General features: G+C 43.2%; 15 protein-coding genes. 10 read left to right on the top strand and 5 right to left on the bottom strand.

Annotation, left to right across the window (positions count from 1 at the left end):
• Positions 1-54: 54 nt before the first annotated feature.
• A complete protein-coding gene (locus RIG27_RS26360; RefSeq protein WP_446350210.1) occupies positions 55-1020 on the bottom strand; it encodes a GDP-mannose 4,6-dehydratase in 966 nt (321 codons plus the stop codon).
• Here RIG27_RS26360 and RIG27_RS26355 point away from each other — a divergent pair.
• Positions 1016-1309 (top strand): hypothetical protein, encoded by a 294-nt coding sequence (locus tag RIG27_RS26355; RefSeq protein ID WP_446350145.1) that lies wholly within the window; start codon positions 1016-1018, stop codon positions 1307-1309. The genes RIG27_RS26360 and RIG27_RS26355 overlap by 5 nt on opposite strands.
• Here RIG27_RS26355 and RIG27_RS26350 read toward each other — a convergent pair.
• Positions 1287-2219 carry a glycosyltransferase gene (locus RIG27_RS26350; protein ID WP_446345366.1) on the bottom strand — a complete coding sequence of 311 codons (933 nt, stop codon included), beginning with the start codon at positions 2217-2219 and terminating at the stop codon, positions 1287-1289. The two genes, RIG27_RS26355 and RIG27_RS26350, sit on opposite strands and share 23 nt — an antisense overlap.
• Before the next feature lie 180 nt (positions 2220-2399).
• The gene (locus RIG27_RS26345; RefSeq protein ID WP_446350142.1) at positions 2400-3380 is read right to left on the bottom strand and encodes a glycosyltransferase; all 981 of its coding nucleotides are present in this window, start codon (positions 3378-3380) and stop codon (positions 2400-2402) included.
• Positions 3381-3535: 155 nt separating this feature from the next.
• Here RIG27_RS26345 and RIG27_RS26340 point away from each other — a divergent pair, with 155 nt between their 5' ends.
• The 5 genes from RIG27_RS26340 to RIG27_RS26320 all read left to right on the top strand — a co-directional run bounded on the left by RIG27_RS26340 (position 3536) and on the right by RIG27_RS26320 (position 7823).
• Positions 3536-4549 (top strand): Npun_R2821/Npun_R2822 family protein, encoded by a 1014-nt coding sequence (locus tag RIG27_RS26340; protein ID WP_446350140.1) that lies wholly within the window; start codon positions 3536-3538, stop codon positions 4547-4549.
• A 22-nt stretch (positions 4550-4571) separates the two neighbouring features.
• Positions 4572-5648: a polysaccharide pyruvyl transferase family protein gene (locus RIG27_RS26335; RefSeq protein ID WP_446350138.1), complete on the top strand. Its 1077-nt coding sequence runs from the start codon at positions 4572-4574 to the stop codon at positions 5646-5648.
• A 210-nt stretch (positions 5649-5858) separates the two neighbouring features.
• Positions 5859-6743, top strand: coding sequence for a formylglycine-generating enzyme family protein (locus tag RIG27_RS26330; RefSeq protein WP_446350136.1), 885 nt, complete (start codon positions 5859-5861; stop codon positions 6741-6743).
• Between the two features lie 42 nt (positions 6744-6785).
• Positions 6786-7028: a hypothetical protein gene (locus RIG27_RS26325; protein ID WP_446350134.1), complete on the top strand. Its 243-nt coding sequence runs from the start codon at positions 6786-6788 to the stop codon at positions 7026-7028.
• Between the two features lie 54 nt (positions 7029-7082).
• Positions 7083-7823, top strand: coding sequence for an SUMF1/EgtB/PvdO family nonheme iron enzyme (locus tag RIG27_RS26320; RefSeq protein WP_446350132.1), 741 nt, complete (start codon positions 7083-7085; stop codon positions 7821-7823).
• A gap of 24 nt (positions 7824-7847) precedes the next feature.
• Here RIG27_RS26320 and RIG27_RS26315 read toward each other — a convergent pair whose 3' ends face one another.
• Complete coding sequence (locus tag RIG27_RS26315; protein WP_446350131.1) at positions 7848-8564, bottom strand: hypothetical protein; 717 nt, start codon at positions 8562-8564, stop codon at positions 7848-7850.
• 338 nt (positions 8565-8902) lie between these two features.
• Positions 8903-10141 (bottom strand): glycosyltransferase family 4 protein, encoded by a 1239-nt coding sequence (locus tag RIG27_RS26310; protein ID WP_446350129.1) that lies wholly within the window; start codon positions 10139-10141, stop codon positions 8903-8905.
• A 293-nt stretch (positions 10142-10434) separates the two neighbouring features.
• Between RIG27_RS26310 and RIG27_RS26305 the strand changes: the two genes are divergently transcribed.
• The 4 genes from RIG27_RS26305 (at position 10435) to RIG27_RS26290 (ending at position 14666) form a co-directional block, all read left to right on the top strand.
• Positions 10435-11427: a glycosyltransferase gene (locus tag RIG27_RS26305; protein ID WP_446350127.1), complete on the top strand. Its 993-nt coding sequence runs from the start codon at positions 10435-10437 to the stop codon at positions 11425-11427.
• Between the two features lie 132 nt (positions 11428-11559).
• Positions 11560-12546, top strand: a complete 987-nt coding sequence (locus RIG27_RS26300; protein ID WP_446350125.1) for a glycosyltransferase family 2 protein — start codon at positions 11560-11562, stop codon at positions 12544-12546.
• An 80-nt stretch (positions 12547-12626) separates the two neighbouring features.
• Positions 12627-13544 (top strand): hypothetical protein, encoded by a 918-nt coding sequence (locus RIG27_RS26295; protein WP_446350123.1) that lies wholly within the window; start codon positions 12627-12629, stop codon positions 13542-13544.
• A 258-nt stretch (positions 13545-13802) separates the two neighbouring features.
• Entirely contained in the window at positions 13803-14666 is an 864-nt protein-coding gene (locus RIG27_RS26290) for a transcription factor RcaD (protein WP_446350122.1), read from the top strand.
• Positions 14667-14724: the final 58 nt, after the last annotated feature.

Here is a 14724-nt window from a genome sequence, read left to right as displayed (position 1 = left end):
AAGGATAATAGTAAAAGCCGCCCCTACAGACGTGCCATGGCATATCGGGAACACTCAACGCTTATTTTCTTGTCTATCTTCAACCATCATCCGCACAATATCAGGCATTTTATACTGAGCTTGCCATCCGAGTTTTTCTTTGGCTTTGGCGGGATTTCCCCGACTGATTGCTAAATCGGTTGGTCGGAACAAACTCCTATCCGTGATCACATAATCTTGCCAATCCAAGCCGACCGAATCAAAAGCCGCTACCACAAACTCTTCTAAGGTGTAACTCTCTCCCGTGGCAATCACATAATCATCAGGTTCCTCTTGTTGTAATATTTTATACATTGCCTCGACGTATTCAGGCGCCCATCCCCAGTCGCGTTTAATGTCAACATTACCCAGATAAAGCTTTTCTTGGCTACCTTGGGCAATGCGAGACACTGCCGCAACAATCTTTTGGGTCACAAATCGTTGGGGTCTCAGGGGAGATTCGTGATTGAATAGAATCCCGGAACAAGCAAACAACCCGTAAGCTTCGCGATAGTTTGCCACTTGCCAAAAGGCAGCCGATTTTGCTACCGCATAAGGACTTCTGGGACGAAATGGAGTTGTTTCATCCGCCGCTTTTGTGCCAATATCGCCAAAACATTCACTCGATCCCGCGTTATAAAATTTAATAGGTTCACCCGTAAACCGAATCGCTTCTAAAAGATTTAACGTACCAATAGAAATGCTTTCTAGGGTTTCTACTGGTTGTTCAAACGACAATCCCACCGAACTTTGTCCTGCCAAGTTATAGACCTCATCCGGTTGATTTTTCATCAGGACTTGCAGCACACTGCGAAAATCGGTGAGGGCGGCAGATTCTAGTTTCACTTGGTCACGGATACCTAAACGAACTAGATTCTGAAAGGATGACATTTGAGCATCCCGTGATGTACCACAGACGCTATAACCTTCATTGAGGAGTAATTTGGCTAAGTAAGCGCCATCTTGACCCGATACGCCGCATATTAGTGCTTTTTTCATGATTCGTCATTGGTCATTGGTCATTGGTCATTGGTCATTGGTCATTTGTCATTCGTCATTGGTCATTCGTCATTCGTCATTTGCTGATTGTTCATTGTTCATTGGTAATTCTGCTCCCCCTGCTCCCCCTGCTCCCCCTGCTTCCCCTGCTCCCCCTGCTCCCCCTGCTCCCCCTGCTTCCCCTGCTCCCCCTGCTTCCCCTGCTCCCCCTGCTCCCCCAGCTCCCCCTGCTTCCCCAGCTCCCCCAGCTCCCTCTGCTCCCTCATCATTCAGACTTCATCCTTGGGTTTGATTAGCATAGCTTGAATGGCGGCACTTAGATAACCAATCTGCCCATAAGCGTAAACTAGATTATCGAACCGTTTGGCTGGGTCAGTCAAATGTTTCGCGGATTTGTAGAGTCCCCGGGCGATGCGTTCTCCTCCTCGTCCTAACTGACGTACCCCAGTTCGACCTGCCACTTCTTCGCGATAACATTCGCTAATCCCTTGCCACCAGCTACGCTGTAAAAACCAGCTGGCTTTGAGGCGTTCTGGGGCGACGTTATGGGCGGCGACGGCATCGGGGAGATAGGCTACTTGCCAGCTTTGTTTGAGGGCGAGTTCGGTCACGTATAATTCTTCGTTGGAGAGTAATTTTTTACCTTGACGTCCTAGATTAGGATCAAAACCGCCAATTTGTTCTAAGAAGGTACGCCGGATGGAGTAGTTTAAGCCTCTGGGTGTTAAACCAGGTTCTTTGATATAAACTACGCTATCACCGAGATCATACAGTCCTAGATTGCCAGCGAGTTCTGGGGATATCCAGCTGGGGGGTTCGACGCCGGGGGGCCAGATTAGGGTGACTTTACCGCCAGCTACTGCCAATTTTTCATTTTGGTGATAAGCCTCTAGAAGAACTCTCAACCATTGGGGACTGGCGACGGCATCATCATCTAAATAGGCGAGAATGGGAGCAGTGGTTTCCTTTGCGCCCGTATTGCGTGCTACGGAAAGACCGATAACGGGTTCGTAAACGTATTTTAGCTGAGGGTGAGAGATACGGGCTTCAACAATCTCACGAGTGCGATCGCTAGAGGCGTTATCGACCACTACGACGATAAAATTATCACAATCTTGGGCTAATAGGCTATCGATGGCAGCGCCTAGATACGCATCTCGGTTGTGAGTACAGATAATCGCAGCAATCTGAGGCGTTGGCATAACTGTCGGGGTGAGTTGTCGCTAGGGAGTCTAACCAGCTCTGTTATAACACAAGAATCAAACGAATCGGCAAATCGGCGTTACGCTGTCATTCAGAGGGGGCGGGTTTAGTGACATCTGGGTGACAAGTAACGATAATGGTAAAACCCGCCCCTACACCCTTCAAAATTAAAAAATTATTTACAGCCAATCAATTTTATTCGCTTTTTCATCGAGTTGAGTTTGTTGTTGCCCGAGGTCGCGATACCAAGCGCCGTACAGATTAATTGGAGTTTTTAGCACATCCCCCAAAGAGGCTTTTCCGGCAATAACTTGTCCGCTGGTTAGTGGCAATTCCTTGAGCAGCCAACGACTGATTAAATATAAAGATTTTTTTGAGGTTAATTTCGGTTGCAACTCAACGCCGTGCAGTTCGTGTAAGTATTTATTTGAACGTCCATAGCGTTGCCATTGGCTACGGAATTCCTTTAGGTTAGTACGGTGACGGTGTTGGATAATGGCTGTTTCAGCAAAGTCTAGTTGCCATTGAGTCTGACGCTGAATTCGCCAACAAATATCCGCATCTCCTCCAGTTGTCATGTAGGGACGGAATAAGCCGACTTCTTGTAAGGATTGACGACGAATGGCTAAGTTGGCGGTTTGACCGTAGGGATAAAATGGGTGATCCAGGGTGTTTTTTTGGCTTAATGTTCCTTGGCGTTCGGCGTGTTTTTCGAGCAAGGTTTTACCGGGTAAAGCGGAAATTTCACCCACAACTAATCCGACTTTGGGATTGACAAAGGGCTGAACTAAGAGACTTAACCACTGGGGAAGGGGGCGACAATCGGCATCAGTGAAGGCTAGAATTTCACCAGTGGAGGCTTTGATGCCTGTATTGCGAGCGGCGTAGGAACTTTGAATCTGGTTTTCAGTGAGGGGGTGAAGGGTGATGCCTTGAGCTTCGGCGTCTTGAGCCGCTTGGTGCAGGATATCAGGGGTGCGATCGCGGCTATTATTGTCTACGAGGAGGTATTCTACCTGATCTTTGGGGTACGTTTGTGAGAAGAGACACTGGATTAAGTCGGGTATATCGGCTGCACCGTTGTAGATGGGGACAACGACGGATACCTTCGGGACAAAGGAGGGATGGGGTTGACTATCGGGAGTGCGATCGGGGTTCATACTTTTATCAAGAATTAGTGTCCAACTATACCAGTATCGACTCAGACTCGGTTCCTAGCACCGCCGGGACTACTTCCAAGCGTATTCGACTTCAACCACGCTTCCCAAAAATGGGTTAAGCTATTGGAAAACTGCTACAGTGAGGACTTTTCTCTATGTCATCCTTTGGTATTTATACCCTAGCTAATGATGCAGTTTATGACCAACTCGTTGCCTTACTCAACAGCATTGAGGTGAATGTTAGTCCTGATATTTCAGTTTGTGTGATTCCCTATGACGAACGACTCGAACGAGTAAAGCCGGAAGTTGATTCCAGAGCCAATGTCACACTGTTTGATAATCGGGAATCGATTCAACGTTGGGAAGACTTTGCCACACAGGTTTGGGCAGCTCATCCAGCCGCAAAAAAGAAGGCGATTACTCGCCCCCCCTGGGGCAAAGGTCATCATAGAAGGTTCGCGGCTTTTGATGGGCAGTTTGAAACGTTTGTCTTTTACGATGCTGATAGTCTAGCCATGAAGTCGGTGGAAGATGTGTTGGAAAAGTTAGACGCCTATGACTTTGTGTTTGATGATTGGGAACACAAGAAATCGATAGATTCGGCGGCACTGAATATTCCTCTGATTGAAGAAAGTGGCATTTATAAAGAAGAACATATCCGACCCAAACTGCATTGTTCTAGCTTTTTTGGTTCAAAGCAAGGAATTTTTGATGAACGAGAACTATCACTTTTGAAAGAGCAGCTTATTGAACGGGAAGAAATAGCTTGGGTATCTCGTTGGTGGGATGATGCATTTTTGTTTAATTATATGACGCTTCGGTGCGATCGCCCGTTATATAACTTCACGCTCAGCCCTAACGGGCAAGACCGCACGGGTAACTGCGCGGATGCCGATCCCTTCGTGAATATTGATCAGGTTCTCTATAACGAGCAGGGATTAAAACCGATTCATCGCATTCACTACATGAACTACTCGTCTAAGGATTTCGCCAAGTTATGTAAAGGAGAAGATGTTGATATTTGTTACAAAGATATATTTTTATATTATCGCTTCATGAAACAACCCGATCAGAAACCTAAGCAACTAAAATCACCCAGCTTATTCGTAAAAACTAACCAAAAATTGCAAAAATTTGTGCAAAAAATAAAGGAACTATCGGCAAGTTAATTTAGGTGAATGTGGAAAATTTATGACTAGTATAAAACAGCAGATTCTGTCCCGATCCGTTGCTATCTACACTGATATGTTACGCTTTAGGCGAACTATTTTCCGACGTCGAGACAGAGACTCATCAGTTCTCATCCTTCCTCCAGCTGCACCAGGGAGTCTGGGAGATGAAGCTTTAGTGACTGGGGCGATAGAATATCTCCGAGACACAGGCATAAAACGCATAGGTGTGCTGTCTTATGATCCTAAGCTTCAATGGAAAAATTTGGAATTAGTGTCAGGAAAGAGCGAACTACACCACCATTTTCTTGGTGGTTCTTTAGGTTCACCGAAAGCTTTATTTTATTTTGCCAATGCGGTGTACCAGTATGAGCAATTTTATTGCATCGGTGCAGATGTGATGGATGGATATTATTACGAACACGATACTCTTCAAAGAGTGAAATTGGTCTCAATCGCCAATGCAATGGGAGTTGATACAGCGGTTTTGGGCTTCAGTTTCAATTCTCAACCGAAACCTAAAAGTGTTGAAGCACTGAACAATTTGCCGGAAACTGTGCGATTATGTGTCCGTGATCCCGTTTCCCATAAGAGATTAGTTCATCACCTGAAGCGACCTGTTGAACTTGTAGCAGATTTAGCATTCCTTTTACAGCCGGTTGAAGATTCTGAAACAGTACGGCATGTATTGAAGTGGATTGATGAACAGCGAACCACTAATCGAATAGTATTGGGCATTAATGCAAATTACAAGTTAATCGAAAACTTGGAAGTTAAAAAAATAGAGAACTTAATCCAAATCTATATCGATACAATAGGGAAATTATATTCTAAAAACAAACGTCTCAGTTTTGTATTAATTCCCCATGATTTTCGTAATATTAAAGGCAAGAATAGTGACGTTGTTTTGGCTGAAGCTGTCTGGAAGACTCTTCCCTTAGAACTACAGTCTTATTGTCTAAAAGTTCCCACACCTTGCAGTGCAGCAGAGATAAAAGGTATCGCTGGCAACCTGGACATGGTTCTGAGTGGTAGAATGCATCTGGCGAGCCAGCCTAGGTCAGGGTACTCCCGCTGCTTGCATCACCTATCAAGGTAAGTTTGAAGGGTTGTTCAAGCACTTTGACCTTGAGGGTATGACAATTGAGCCGGAGCAAGCTCTTCAACCTGGCAATCTCGTCCAATTCTTGATGCCCCTAATCGAAAAGCGGAAGGACATTCGCAAGCATGTACAGTTAAAATTACCACAGATAATTAAACTATCTAAGGCGAATTTTGACTCAAGGTAACATTGATTGATAAAATAACTATGAAAGCAAGAGAGTTTGTTACTGTTAAAGATACCGGAAATCCGACAGATAAAATTACAAATTCAGGTAAAGTAGATTACATTTTTGAAATTGCCAAATATCAAGTTACTAACGCACAATATGCAGAATTCCTAAATGCAGTGGCAGTGCATTCTGATCCGTACAACTTATATAACATCAATATGGAGAGAGGACTATTTGGCGGGATTAAACGCATCGAGCAAGATGGTTGCTATTTTTACGCACCTTTAGAGGGCTATTCGGATTTGCCAGTCGTTTATGTATCCTGGTTTGATGCGGCTCGTTTCTGTAATTGGTTGCACTTTGAAAAGCCACAGCAAGGCGAATCGGTTTTGGAAACTACTGAAGGTAATTCGGAAGTCGGAGCCTACAACACCTCTGTATTTTCCAAGGGGCGTGGAATTCAAAAAGTTGTAACCCATAATCCTGAAGCCAAATTCTGGATTCCTACCTTAGATGAATGGAATAAGGCAGCGTATTTTGATCCAACGAAAGATGGGAAGGGCGGATACTGGCTCTATCCCACACGAAGCGATGCAAAACCCAATGCAGTTGCTCCTCCAGGAGATGACAATTCAGCCAACTATTATGATTTTAAGTGGGCAGCTCCAGATCCCTATTTGACACCTGTTGGTAGTTATCAATATACAACAAGTTATTACGGAACCTTTGATCAAGGGGGCAATGTATGGGAATGGGTAGAAACACTACGGAATGGCAGAACGCATCGCTGGGTGAGAGGTGGAGGCGCAACGACGTTTGACCATGCACTTTCTCGGATAAATATTGATTCTGAATTTAGCGATCATAAACTCTATATTTTTGGATTTAGAGTAGCAAAAAATCCAAGCTTTCGCATTTAATATTATTGGGTTTAGCGTACATTGTTAGATGGAAAAGCATTAATGGAATTTGTATTTATTGGTGATCCTGGAAATGAAAATGATCCAATTTATGATTTTGGATATGTTCCTTATGTTTATGAGATTGGTAAATATGAAGTCACGAATGAAGAGTACGCAGCCTTTTTAAATGCCGTGGCAAAATTCGACGATCCCTATTCCCTGTACAATCCCAGTATGTCTACGGGATTATTTGGTGGGATTGAGCGATTTGACCACGAAGGTACTTACCAATACTCTCCTTAAAAAGCATGGGAAAAGAGACCTGTTGTTTACATTTCTTGGTATGATTTAGCTCGCATGGCTAATTGGTATCACTACGGAAAACCTTGTACCGGACGAGCAGAATTAGGCACAACTGAAGGAACAAATAGTGATGGCGCTTATGATACGCGCTACTTTCCCAAAGGAAATGCAGACGTTGTTGATGATCGTAAGCTGCCATTGGGAAGAAATAAGAAAGCCCTCTATTGGATTCCCAATGAGTATGAATGGTATAAAGCGGCTTACTATGATCCAACCCTAAAAGGTGAAAGAAAATACTGGAATTATCCAGTTAAAACTAATGAGATACCCAATAACTCTGAACCTCCAGGAGATCAACATTCCGCTAACTTTTTTAAGGAAATTTTCGCTATAGGAAAACCTTATTTTCTGACTGAGGTAGATGCTTATCAATTTGCATGTAGCTATTATGGAGCTTATGATTTAGGCGGAAATGTATGGGAATGGCTAGAGAATTGGAGATTGAGGAACCGAGGAGCCCAAAAGGTACGGGCAGTACGGGGTGGATCAGCGACTTACAGTGAGATCGGGCTACATGCTCGCAATACCGATCCGGGGAATCCTTCTCATGAAAAATTTCTCTGGGGAGGACGACTTGCTAGAGTACATGCAACTTCTAAAGATCAAGTTATCTATTCGGATATTTCTTACGCAATCTTTATTTGGTACTGGAAAAGAATAAATTTTTTAGTAACGGCTCCTTTGAAAAATCGGATCAGAAAAATTAGGACTATATTCAAAGGCAATCAAAAGTAAGATAGCTATATTTTTTGACTATCATTATTTTTTAGCATCCAGGTAAAAATGTAAGTTATTTATATATAAACATAGATGTGATAGCAAAGCATTAATGAATATCACAATACCAAGCATTTCACAGAACTCCTCAAAAGTTGTGAGTAGGGCATAGATCATATTGTCTTCACCATGCAGGCTGGCGTAATTTGCTGCCGTCATTTCCATGCCAAGAGCGCCGCCAACAAAAATAGTTCCGGATAGGAGAAATAGCCACCGTGTCTTCGTCGGAAGAGCAGCAATAAACCTCGCATAAGACAGCAAAAATAAAAAGGTTAAGGGAATACCAATGATAACCCAACGGTAGTAAAGTGCGCCACTTGTGTTGAAAAATTGCCTCAGTACCATACCCATGGTTTCATGGAACATAGCCACTTCATCTAACGATAGAAAGAGAAAGATAATTGACAAAATGTACCAACTGCGGACATAACGGAAACCACCACTTTGCTTCACAAAAGCAATCAGGGCAAGCAGTAGGGAACAAAAAAGTAAAGCCACGGATGAATACCACGTAGGAATACTGGATTCCTTCCCGCTGTAAAATAAATCTACGGCTCTGGCTAATCTGCCATTACTCACAAAATACTTAAAGTACTGACCAGCAACGCTTGCAAACGCCAGAAAAACCACTAAGCAGAGTAGAGATTTTGTAATTTGCCTCCTGGCAAAGTTAATCGTTATAGCTTTTTTGTTGGGCATGAGGAGAATGCTACCAATGGAAGTGAGCTATTTTAGTTTAACAAAAAATTAGCTTTTGCTTAACAATTCCTTAACCTTAACCCACCCTACTGGCGTGACCCAGCTTAATTGTGACCTTAGAAAAATTCTACAACCCTTAACTTACAAGGCTTAGAGCTAATTTACTATTGCACCATTTTAGCTGGGTCATGCCACTACTTGCGTTGACATGCACCCGACGCCTAATTGGACTCCCTCAGCTCCCCCAGCTCCCGACTCCCACCGCAAAACCTATTCAGCAAACCCTAATGGATAATGGATTGGGGGGTAGGCTGACGTGCTGGAGAGCGGATGCAGTATCAAAAGAGTTCTCGAATAGCTTGCTCTAGCCTCTTTTCAACCGCTTCCCAGGAGTATTCTGACTTGACCAACTCATAAGCAGAATGAGCCAGTTTCTCACCCAAGGTAGGATCTGACCAGAGTTGACACACACACTCGACGATTGCATCAACTTCATTCCGAATCAGCAAATGTTCCCCATCCTTAGCTTTCAACCCCTCAGCCCCCTTTGCCGTACTGACGACTGGACAACCTGCGGCAAAAGCTTCTAGGATTTTCAGACGAGTGCCTCCCCCCTGAAGCAGTGGCACAATCACAATGCTAGCAGCAGCTAGATACGGCAGTACATCTGGAACCCCTCCTGTGACGATGATCCCAGGTTCTCGTTTGGCAGCTTCCTGCATCTTTTGATTCGGATTGCGTCCCACCAACAAAAGACGACAGTCCGAGTCAATCTCTCGTAACCGAGGATAGATTTGGTCTATGAGTAATTCTGCCGCCTCGGTGTTGGGTGCGTATGAGAGTAAACCCACAAATAATAAGGTTCGGCGAGTATCTTCTAATCCACTGGGAGGGCGACATTGACCCAAGCGCACCGGGTCATACTGTGCCACATTCATCCCATTGGGTACAACTTTAGTATTGGATACCGCCCCATACAAGTTATTGATTAGGCAAGCGTCCTCATCACTGCATACCCAAACTTGGTTGGCTTGACGGACGAAGTCGCCCTCAATGGACGTGAGATGGGAAAGCTGAATAGTTGCTTTCGCCCGTGATCTGAGACCCTCAAATGAAGGATATTTCTGCTGAAAAAGCTGTGCCTCTATGTTATGATCGTCAAAAATAATCCGACACTGATGGCGCTTGACCACACTCAGGTACGGATACAGCCAAACCTCCTCAAAGATTACCAGATCAGGCTGAAATTTTGTTAAGAGTTCGTCTAATTCCTGAGCCGCCCTATTGGAATAAGCCCAATCCGCATCTGGATGTCTGCGGCGGCGCAGCCACCACAACCGACGTTCTCGATTTTCCCAACCTGAACGTTGTGTGGTAACATTAGTATGCTTCCATAGGACAACACCGGGTAGAGATGAGTGCTTAGGAGTCCAGTTTGAAGCGGAGAAAACGGCAACAAGACCAAACTTCATCATGATGTTGATGTTTTGCCAGTTCCGTAGAGATACTCCACCCTTGGGTGGGTACGGCACTTCCTTAGTGATGAAGAGAGTCCGAATCGAGGGAGCGATCGCCAAATTATACCTCCTTGGAGAACCTTTTCATATTTTAGGCAGAATCGCATTGAGGCTAATGTGAGTCCAAACTATTGCAGTTTGCAGAATTCCTTGATCAACTCGATAAAATTATACCGGAATTTCGCTACAGAAAGAGTGTAACACTTTGTGTGTCTATCGAACCCAGTAGGAGGTAAAGCGCTGAAATTCTCACCCAGCCTGATTTGATTGTTAAAATTTAGACAATTTGTTATTAATTGTTTCCTTTGCCATCTAATGTGTATCAATCAATTATTTAACTTACTGAATTGACTATGAAGCGTGTCAATATAATAATGGTAGATAATGACTTTGGTTTAAGTCGGGACGCACGTATTCTCACTGAAGTCTTGCAAAACTATAATTTCAAAGTTACTGTTTTTGAAGTGGGCAAATCTACACTTAACCATAAAATTCAGCGTCTATCAACCTATGTCGAGCGGTTTACTAGCGAATTGAACAACAAAAATCCCCCCTATGATATTAACCTGTTTTTAGAGTATGTTATCCCCTCTTGGTTTCCTTATGCTCGCCTCAACTGTTTAATCCCAAATCAGGAATGGTTCCGAGACGAGTGGCGTCCTTTTTTAAATCAGTTTGACTACATCCTTTGTAAAACTAAATTCGCCCAATCCATTTTTGACAAATTAGGCTGCCAAACTAAATTTATTGGCTTTACCAGTCTTGACCAATTCAACCCTCAATCCAGCAAAGATTGTGATAAGTTTTTCCATCTGGCAGGTAAAAGCGCTCAAAAAGGCACAAATACAATTATCAACCTATGGCGGCATCATCCAGAGTGGCCCCCCCTAACTATCCGGCGGAATTGGCAAGAGCCTGACTCAATGAGTACAACTAATATTGAGTATATTACTCATTATCTGGATGATACAGTATTAAGGGAATATCAGAACAGTCATGGTATTCACCTGTGTCCTTCAGAAGCAGAAGGTTTTGGTCATTTGATTGCCGAAGCGATGAGCTGTCGTTCAGTAGTAATTACGACCAATGCACCACCGATGAATGAGTTGATCACAGCAGATAGAGGGATTTTAGTGGATTATTGTCTGACAAATCCCCAGTGTTTGGGGAACAACTATTACGTTGATTCCCAGGCATTAGAACAAAAGATAAACGACGTTTTAGGAATGGATTACATGACAAAAAAAAGATTAGGTGATAATGCTCGTGATTGGTATAAACAGAATGATAGTTTTTTTCGGCGCAGAATTGTTGATGTCCTCAATAGTATTTATTTAAATGAATAGCAAGAAATGGTTTGGCATCAGGTTAGCCATGTTACAAAGGATAAAAGAGTGATTTGTAACCGGGCAAAACTCAGATACCTCTGCTCAAGCTATTCCCTGTAGCCTAGTCCCTATTCCCTTACCGAATCTATTATGTCTAATGTTAGTGTTTGTATTCCCACTTACAACCGTGCCAACTATCTGGTCAATTCGGTTAATAGTGTTCTGAGTCAAACCTATAAAGATTTTGAGTTAATTATTTGCGACGATGGTTCAACTGATGATACACCGACAGTTGTCAGTCAGTGGGATGATTCCAGGATTCGCTATGTTCGCCATGAAAATAATATAGGGCGCAGTAAAAATATGCGTTCTGGATTTGATGCCGCACAGGGAGACTATTTTATCAAATTTGATGACGATGATGCCCTGACACCAGAATTCCTAGAAAAAACGGTGGCAGTATTAGAGGCGGAACCAACAGTGGATTTTGTCTGTACAAATCACTGGGTTATTAATAAACATGGAAATCGGGTGGAGTCAGCGACGAAAGAGAATGCAGCGAAGTGGGGAAAAGATAAGCTGAAGCCGGGTATAATCCCTGATTTAATGCGACAAACGTTTCAATATCAAAGTTTGCAGGTGGGTTCAACCTTGTTTCGTCGCGCCTGTTTGCAGGATGTGGACTATATGCGCCCAGAAGCCGATGGTTGTGAGGATTTTGATTTACTGGTACGATTAGCGATCGCGCTTAAGCAGGGGTATTTTTTGCCAGAGTATTTAATGGAGTATCGGTTTCACGGGGGACAAACGAGTTTAAGGCAGAATCTGCATTTTTTGAAGGCTAAGGTTTTTTGTATTGATAGTTATCGATTTCCTGATCAAGAATTAGAAAAACTACGGATACAAAAATTGGCATGGACAAAAGAAGCGTTGGGGTTACGGTTAATTGAAAATGGGGATACAGTTCAAGGGCGTCAGATGTTGCAAGAGGTGACGGATATTATTGGCAGTTCTCGGAAAGCGCAATTGGGAGTAATTTTATCCTATTTCCCCCTCAGTTTGCGCCAAGCGGCGTTGCAGGTGTTTCGTCAAATGCGTCCCAAAGATTATACCGATCAGGTGCGAGAAGCGGGTTAAACGTTTTTGGGCGCACTGTGCGATAAAAAAAACATTAGGCTATGATTTTAAGTGTCGCTAGACGATTGATAGTAATAACCATGTCTCAAAAATCAATTTTCCTTCAGCTTGTGCAAGAATCATCGACATTACTACAAAAAGCCAATCGTCAATTCTATCATAGCGTTGAAGATGTAGGTCGAGCCATTTCACAACGGCATATTCTGTCGCAAGTTATTAATCATAAAGAGATGCGGGTTGTGGGATTAAGACGCAGTGGCAATCATGCCATTATTCATTGGATAGAAAAGCAAGAAACTGGAAAGGTTAGACACCTGAACAATATCCGAGTTAATAGAAATCCTTATCGGGAAAAATACGAAGATTTACTCCGAAAGGACAAAACCAAAGACATTGAGTGGTGGCGACAAGAAGCCAAAGGTTTTTTTGAAAAAAAAGATTGTTTAATCCATAGCTACGAAGATTATAGTCTGGCGCAAATCACCAATCCTTTATTTGAGTTCAAGCATGATCTTTATTTTGGCAAGAGTCAATACAAGTATGATGTTTTAATTTTGCGAGATCCATTTAATCTGCTGGCGAGTCGAATCAAAAGAGACTATAGAGGTGTCAATGATAAAAACAAAACAGATATAGATGTGTGGCTTGACTATGCCAAAGAATATTTAGGGGAAACAAATTCATTGAAAAACAAAAAAGTTTGTATTAATTATAATCAGTGGTTTGCTGACATAGATTATCGCCGAGAAATTGCGTCTAAACTCAACCTAGAGTTTTCGGATGCTGGCATCAATACAGTCAGTCGCCGAGGTGATGGTAGTTCCTTTGAAGGACGTGAGTATCACGGAAAAGCGAGGAATATGGATGTTTGTAGTCGATGGCAGTACTTCGCTGATGATCCGTCCTACCGAAGGTTATTCGATAATCAGGAGTTACTGGAGTATTCTCAACGAATATTTGGTCACATTCCAGGAACAGAATGTTTAACAAAACCATGAGTAGACTGCTCTTTCCAATTTTCTGGTCTCCTGAATATCATTGACTTAGGCGTTTGTAGTAAGCGCTTCAGCGCGGCTAGCACGCTTCGTGCTGACTACAAACCTAATTTAGGAAGCTAGGATGGGTAAAACTGACTATCCTGAACACGGGCATCCCAAGGCATATATATAGCCACGATTGAAGACATTGATACCCTTCCGTTGTGTTCCCCCCTCAAGCTAAAGTAGAATGAACGATAGACGAGGTTAAGCATTTCCATGGAAACCAAGGAGCTAAAATTTCTCCTGAAACTGCTAGGATGTCCAGACTACCGTTCTCCACTGTCGGCAAAGGTATTCAATAGCATCAAAGGCAAAAACAAAATTGTCCGCGATTTAGAAGCACGGGGTTGGGTCGATTTCTCCCGTGAGATCGCATCGGTTAATATTTTACCACCGGGTCGCGCTCTGTTGAACATAGAACCGGATCAAGTTCCTCTCTCTCCCAGTGAACTTAGGGTACTCAACAGTATCGGTAAAGCATCGGGAAAAGTTAAACCCAGCAAAATCGATATCAAGTCGTTGAAGTCAGCCGAACGCGATGCTATTTTACAACGCTTCCATGAACGGGGATTCATTGAAGTCGAAAAACAACTGAAACGCCAAAAGGCTGAAGTGTGGATGACTCAGCGCGGACTCGATCAGCTACGAGAGGATTATATGCCGAAAAAAGGCACAAATCCAGTGATTAGTTTAGAACTGCTGGGGAATTATCTGCTGTTTTTGCGAAAATCACTTCCGAGTCAAGTGAATCCGCCTGTAACTGTCACCCAACCCCAACCTTCGTTGAGTTCAGAACCTGTACTGACCCAGAAACCAACAGATACAGAAATTTTACAACTGATTCAGCAGTTAGATAAAGAACTAGGAACCGACAATTATTTACCCATTTTTCATCTGCGTCAGAAATTACAACCTCCCTTATCTAGGGATGACTTAGATCAAGCCCTCTATCGTTTGCAACGGGAAGACAAAATTGAGTTGAGTTCATTAGTTGAGGCGATGCACTATACCTCAGAACAACTTCAAGCTGGGATTCCTCAAGAAATTGGGGGATCTTTATTTTTTATTATTGTCAACTAGCGGACTCATTTTTCACCATACCCGCCAATTCTGTTTGTAATCACTTCTAGGGATAATC

Source organism: Coleofasciculus sp. F4-SAH-05, assembly GCF_040222985.1.
Taxonomy (GTDB): Bacteria; Cyanobacteriota; Cyanobacteriia; order Cyanobacteriales; family Coleofasciculaceae; genus Coleofasciculus; species Coleofasciculus chthonoplastes.
Note: the sequence above shows the minus strand (reverse complement) of the source record. Positions and strands in the feature narration are given on the sequence as shown.

Coding starts and splice junctions, on each gene's coding strand:
- RIG27_RS26355 (WP_446350145.1), top strand. CDS start 1,016: ATGATTCGTCATTGGTCATTGGTCATTGGTCATTGGTCATTGGTCATT.
- RIG27_RS26350 (WP_446345366.1), bottom strand. CDS start 2,219: ATGCCAACGCCTCAGATTGCTGCGATTATCTGTACTCACAACCGAGAT.
- RIG27_RS26345 (WP_446350142.1), bottom strand. CDS start 3,380: ATGAACCCCGATCGCACTCCCGATAGTCAACCCCATCCCTCCTTTGTC.
- RIG27_RS26340 (WP_446350140.1), top strand. CDS start 3,536: ATGTCATCCTTTGGTATTTATACCCTAGCTAATGATGCAGTTTATGAC.
- RIG27_RS26335 (WP_446350138.1), top strand. CDS start 4,572: ATGACTAGTATAAAACAGCAGATTCTGTCCCGATCCGTTGCTATCTAC.
- RIG27_RS26330 (WP_446350136.1), top strand. CDS start 5,859: ATGAAAGCAAGAGAGTTTGTTACTGTTAAAGATACCGGAAATCCGACA.
- RIG27_RS26325 (WP_446350134.1), top strand. CDS start 6,786: ATGGAATTTGTATTTATTGGTGATCCTGGAAATGAAAATGATCCAATT.
- RIG27_RS26320 (WP_446350132.1), top strand. CDS start 7,083: ATGGCTAATTGGTATCACTACGGAAAACCTTGTACCGGACGAGCAGAA.
- RIG27_RS26315 (WP_446350131.1), bottom strand. CDS start 8,564: ATGCCCAACAAAAAAGCTATAACGATTAACTTTGCCAGGAGGCAAATT.
- RIG27_RS26305 (WP_446350127.1), top strand. CDS start 10,435: ATGAAGCGTGTCAATATAATAATGGTAGATAATGACTTTGGTTTAAGT.
- RIG27_RS26300 (WP_446350125.1), top strand. CDS start 11,560: ATGTCTAATGTTAGTGTTTGTATTCCCACTTACAACCGTGCCAACTAT.
- RIG27_RS26295 (WP_446350123.1), top strand. CDS start 12,627: ATGTCTCAAAAATCAATTTTCCTTCAGCTTGTGCAAGAATCATCGACA.
- RIG27_RS26290 (WP_446350122.1), top strand. CDS start 13,803: ATGGAAACCAAGGAGCTAAAATTTCTCCTGAAACTGCTAGGATGTCCA.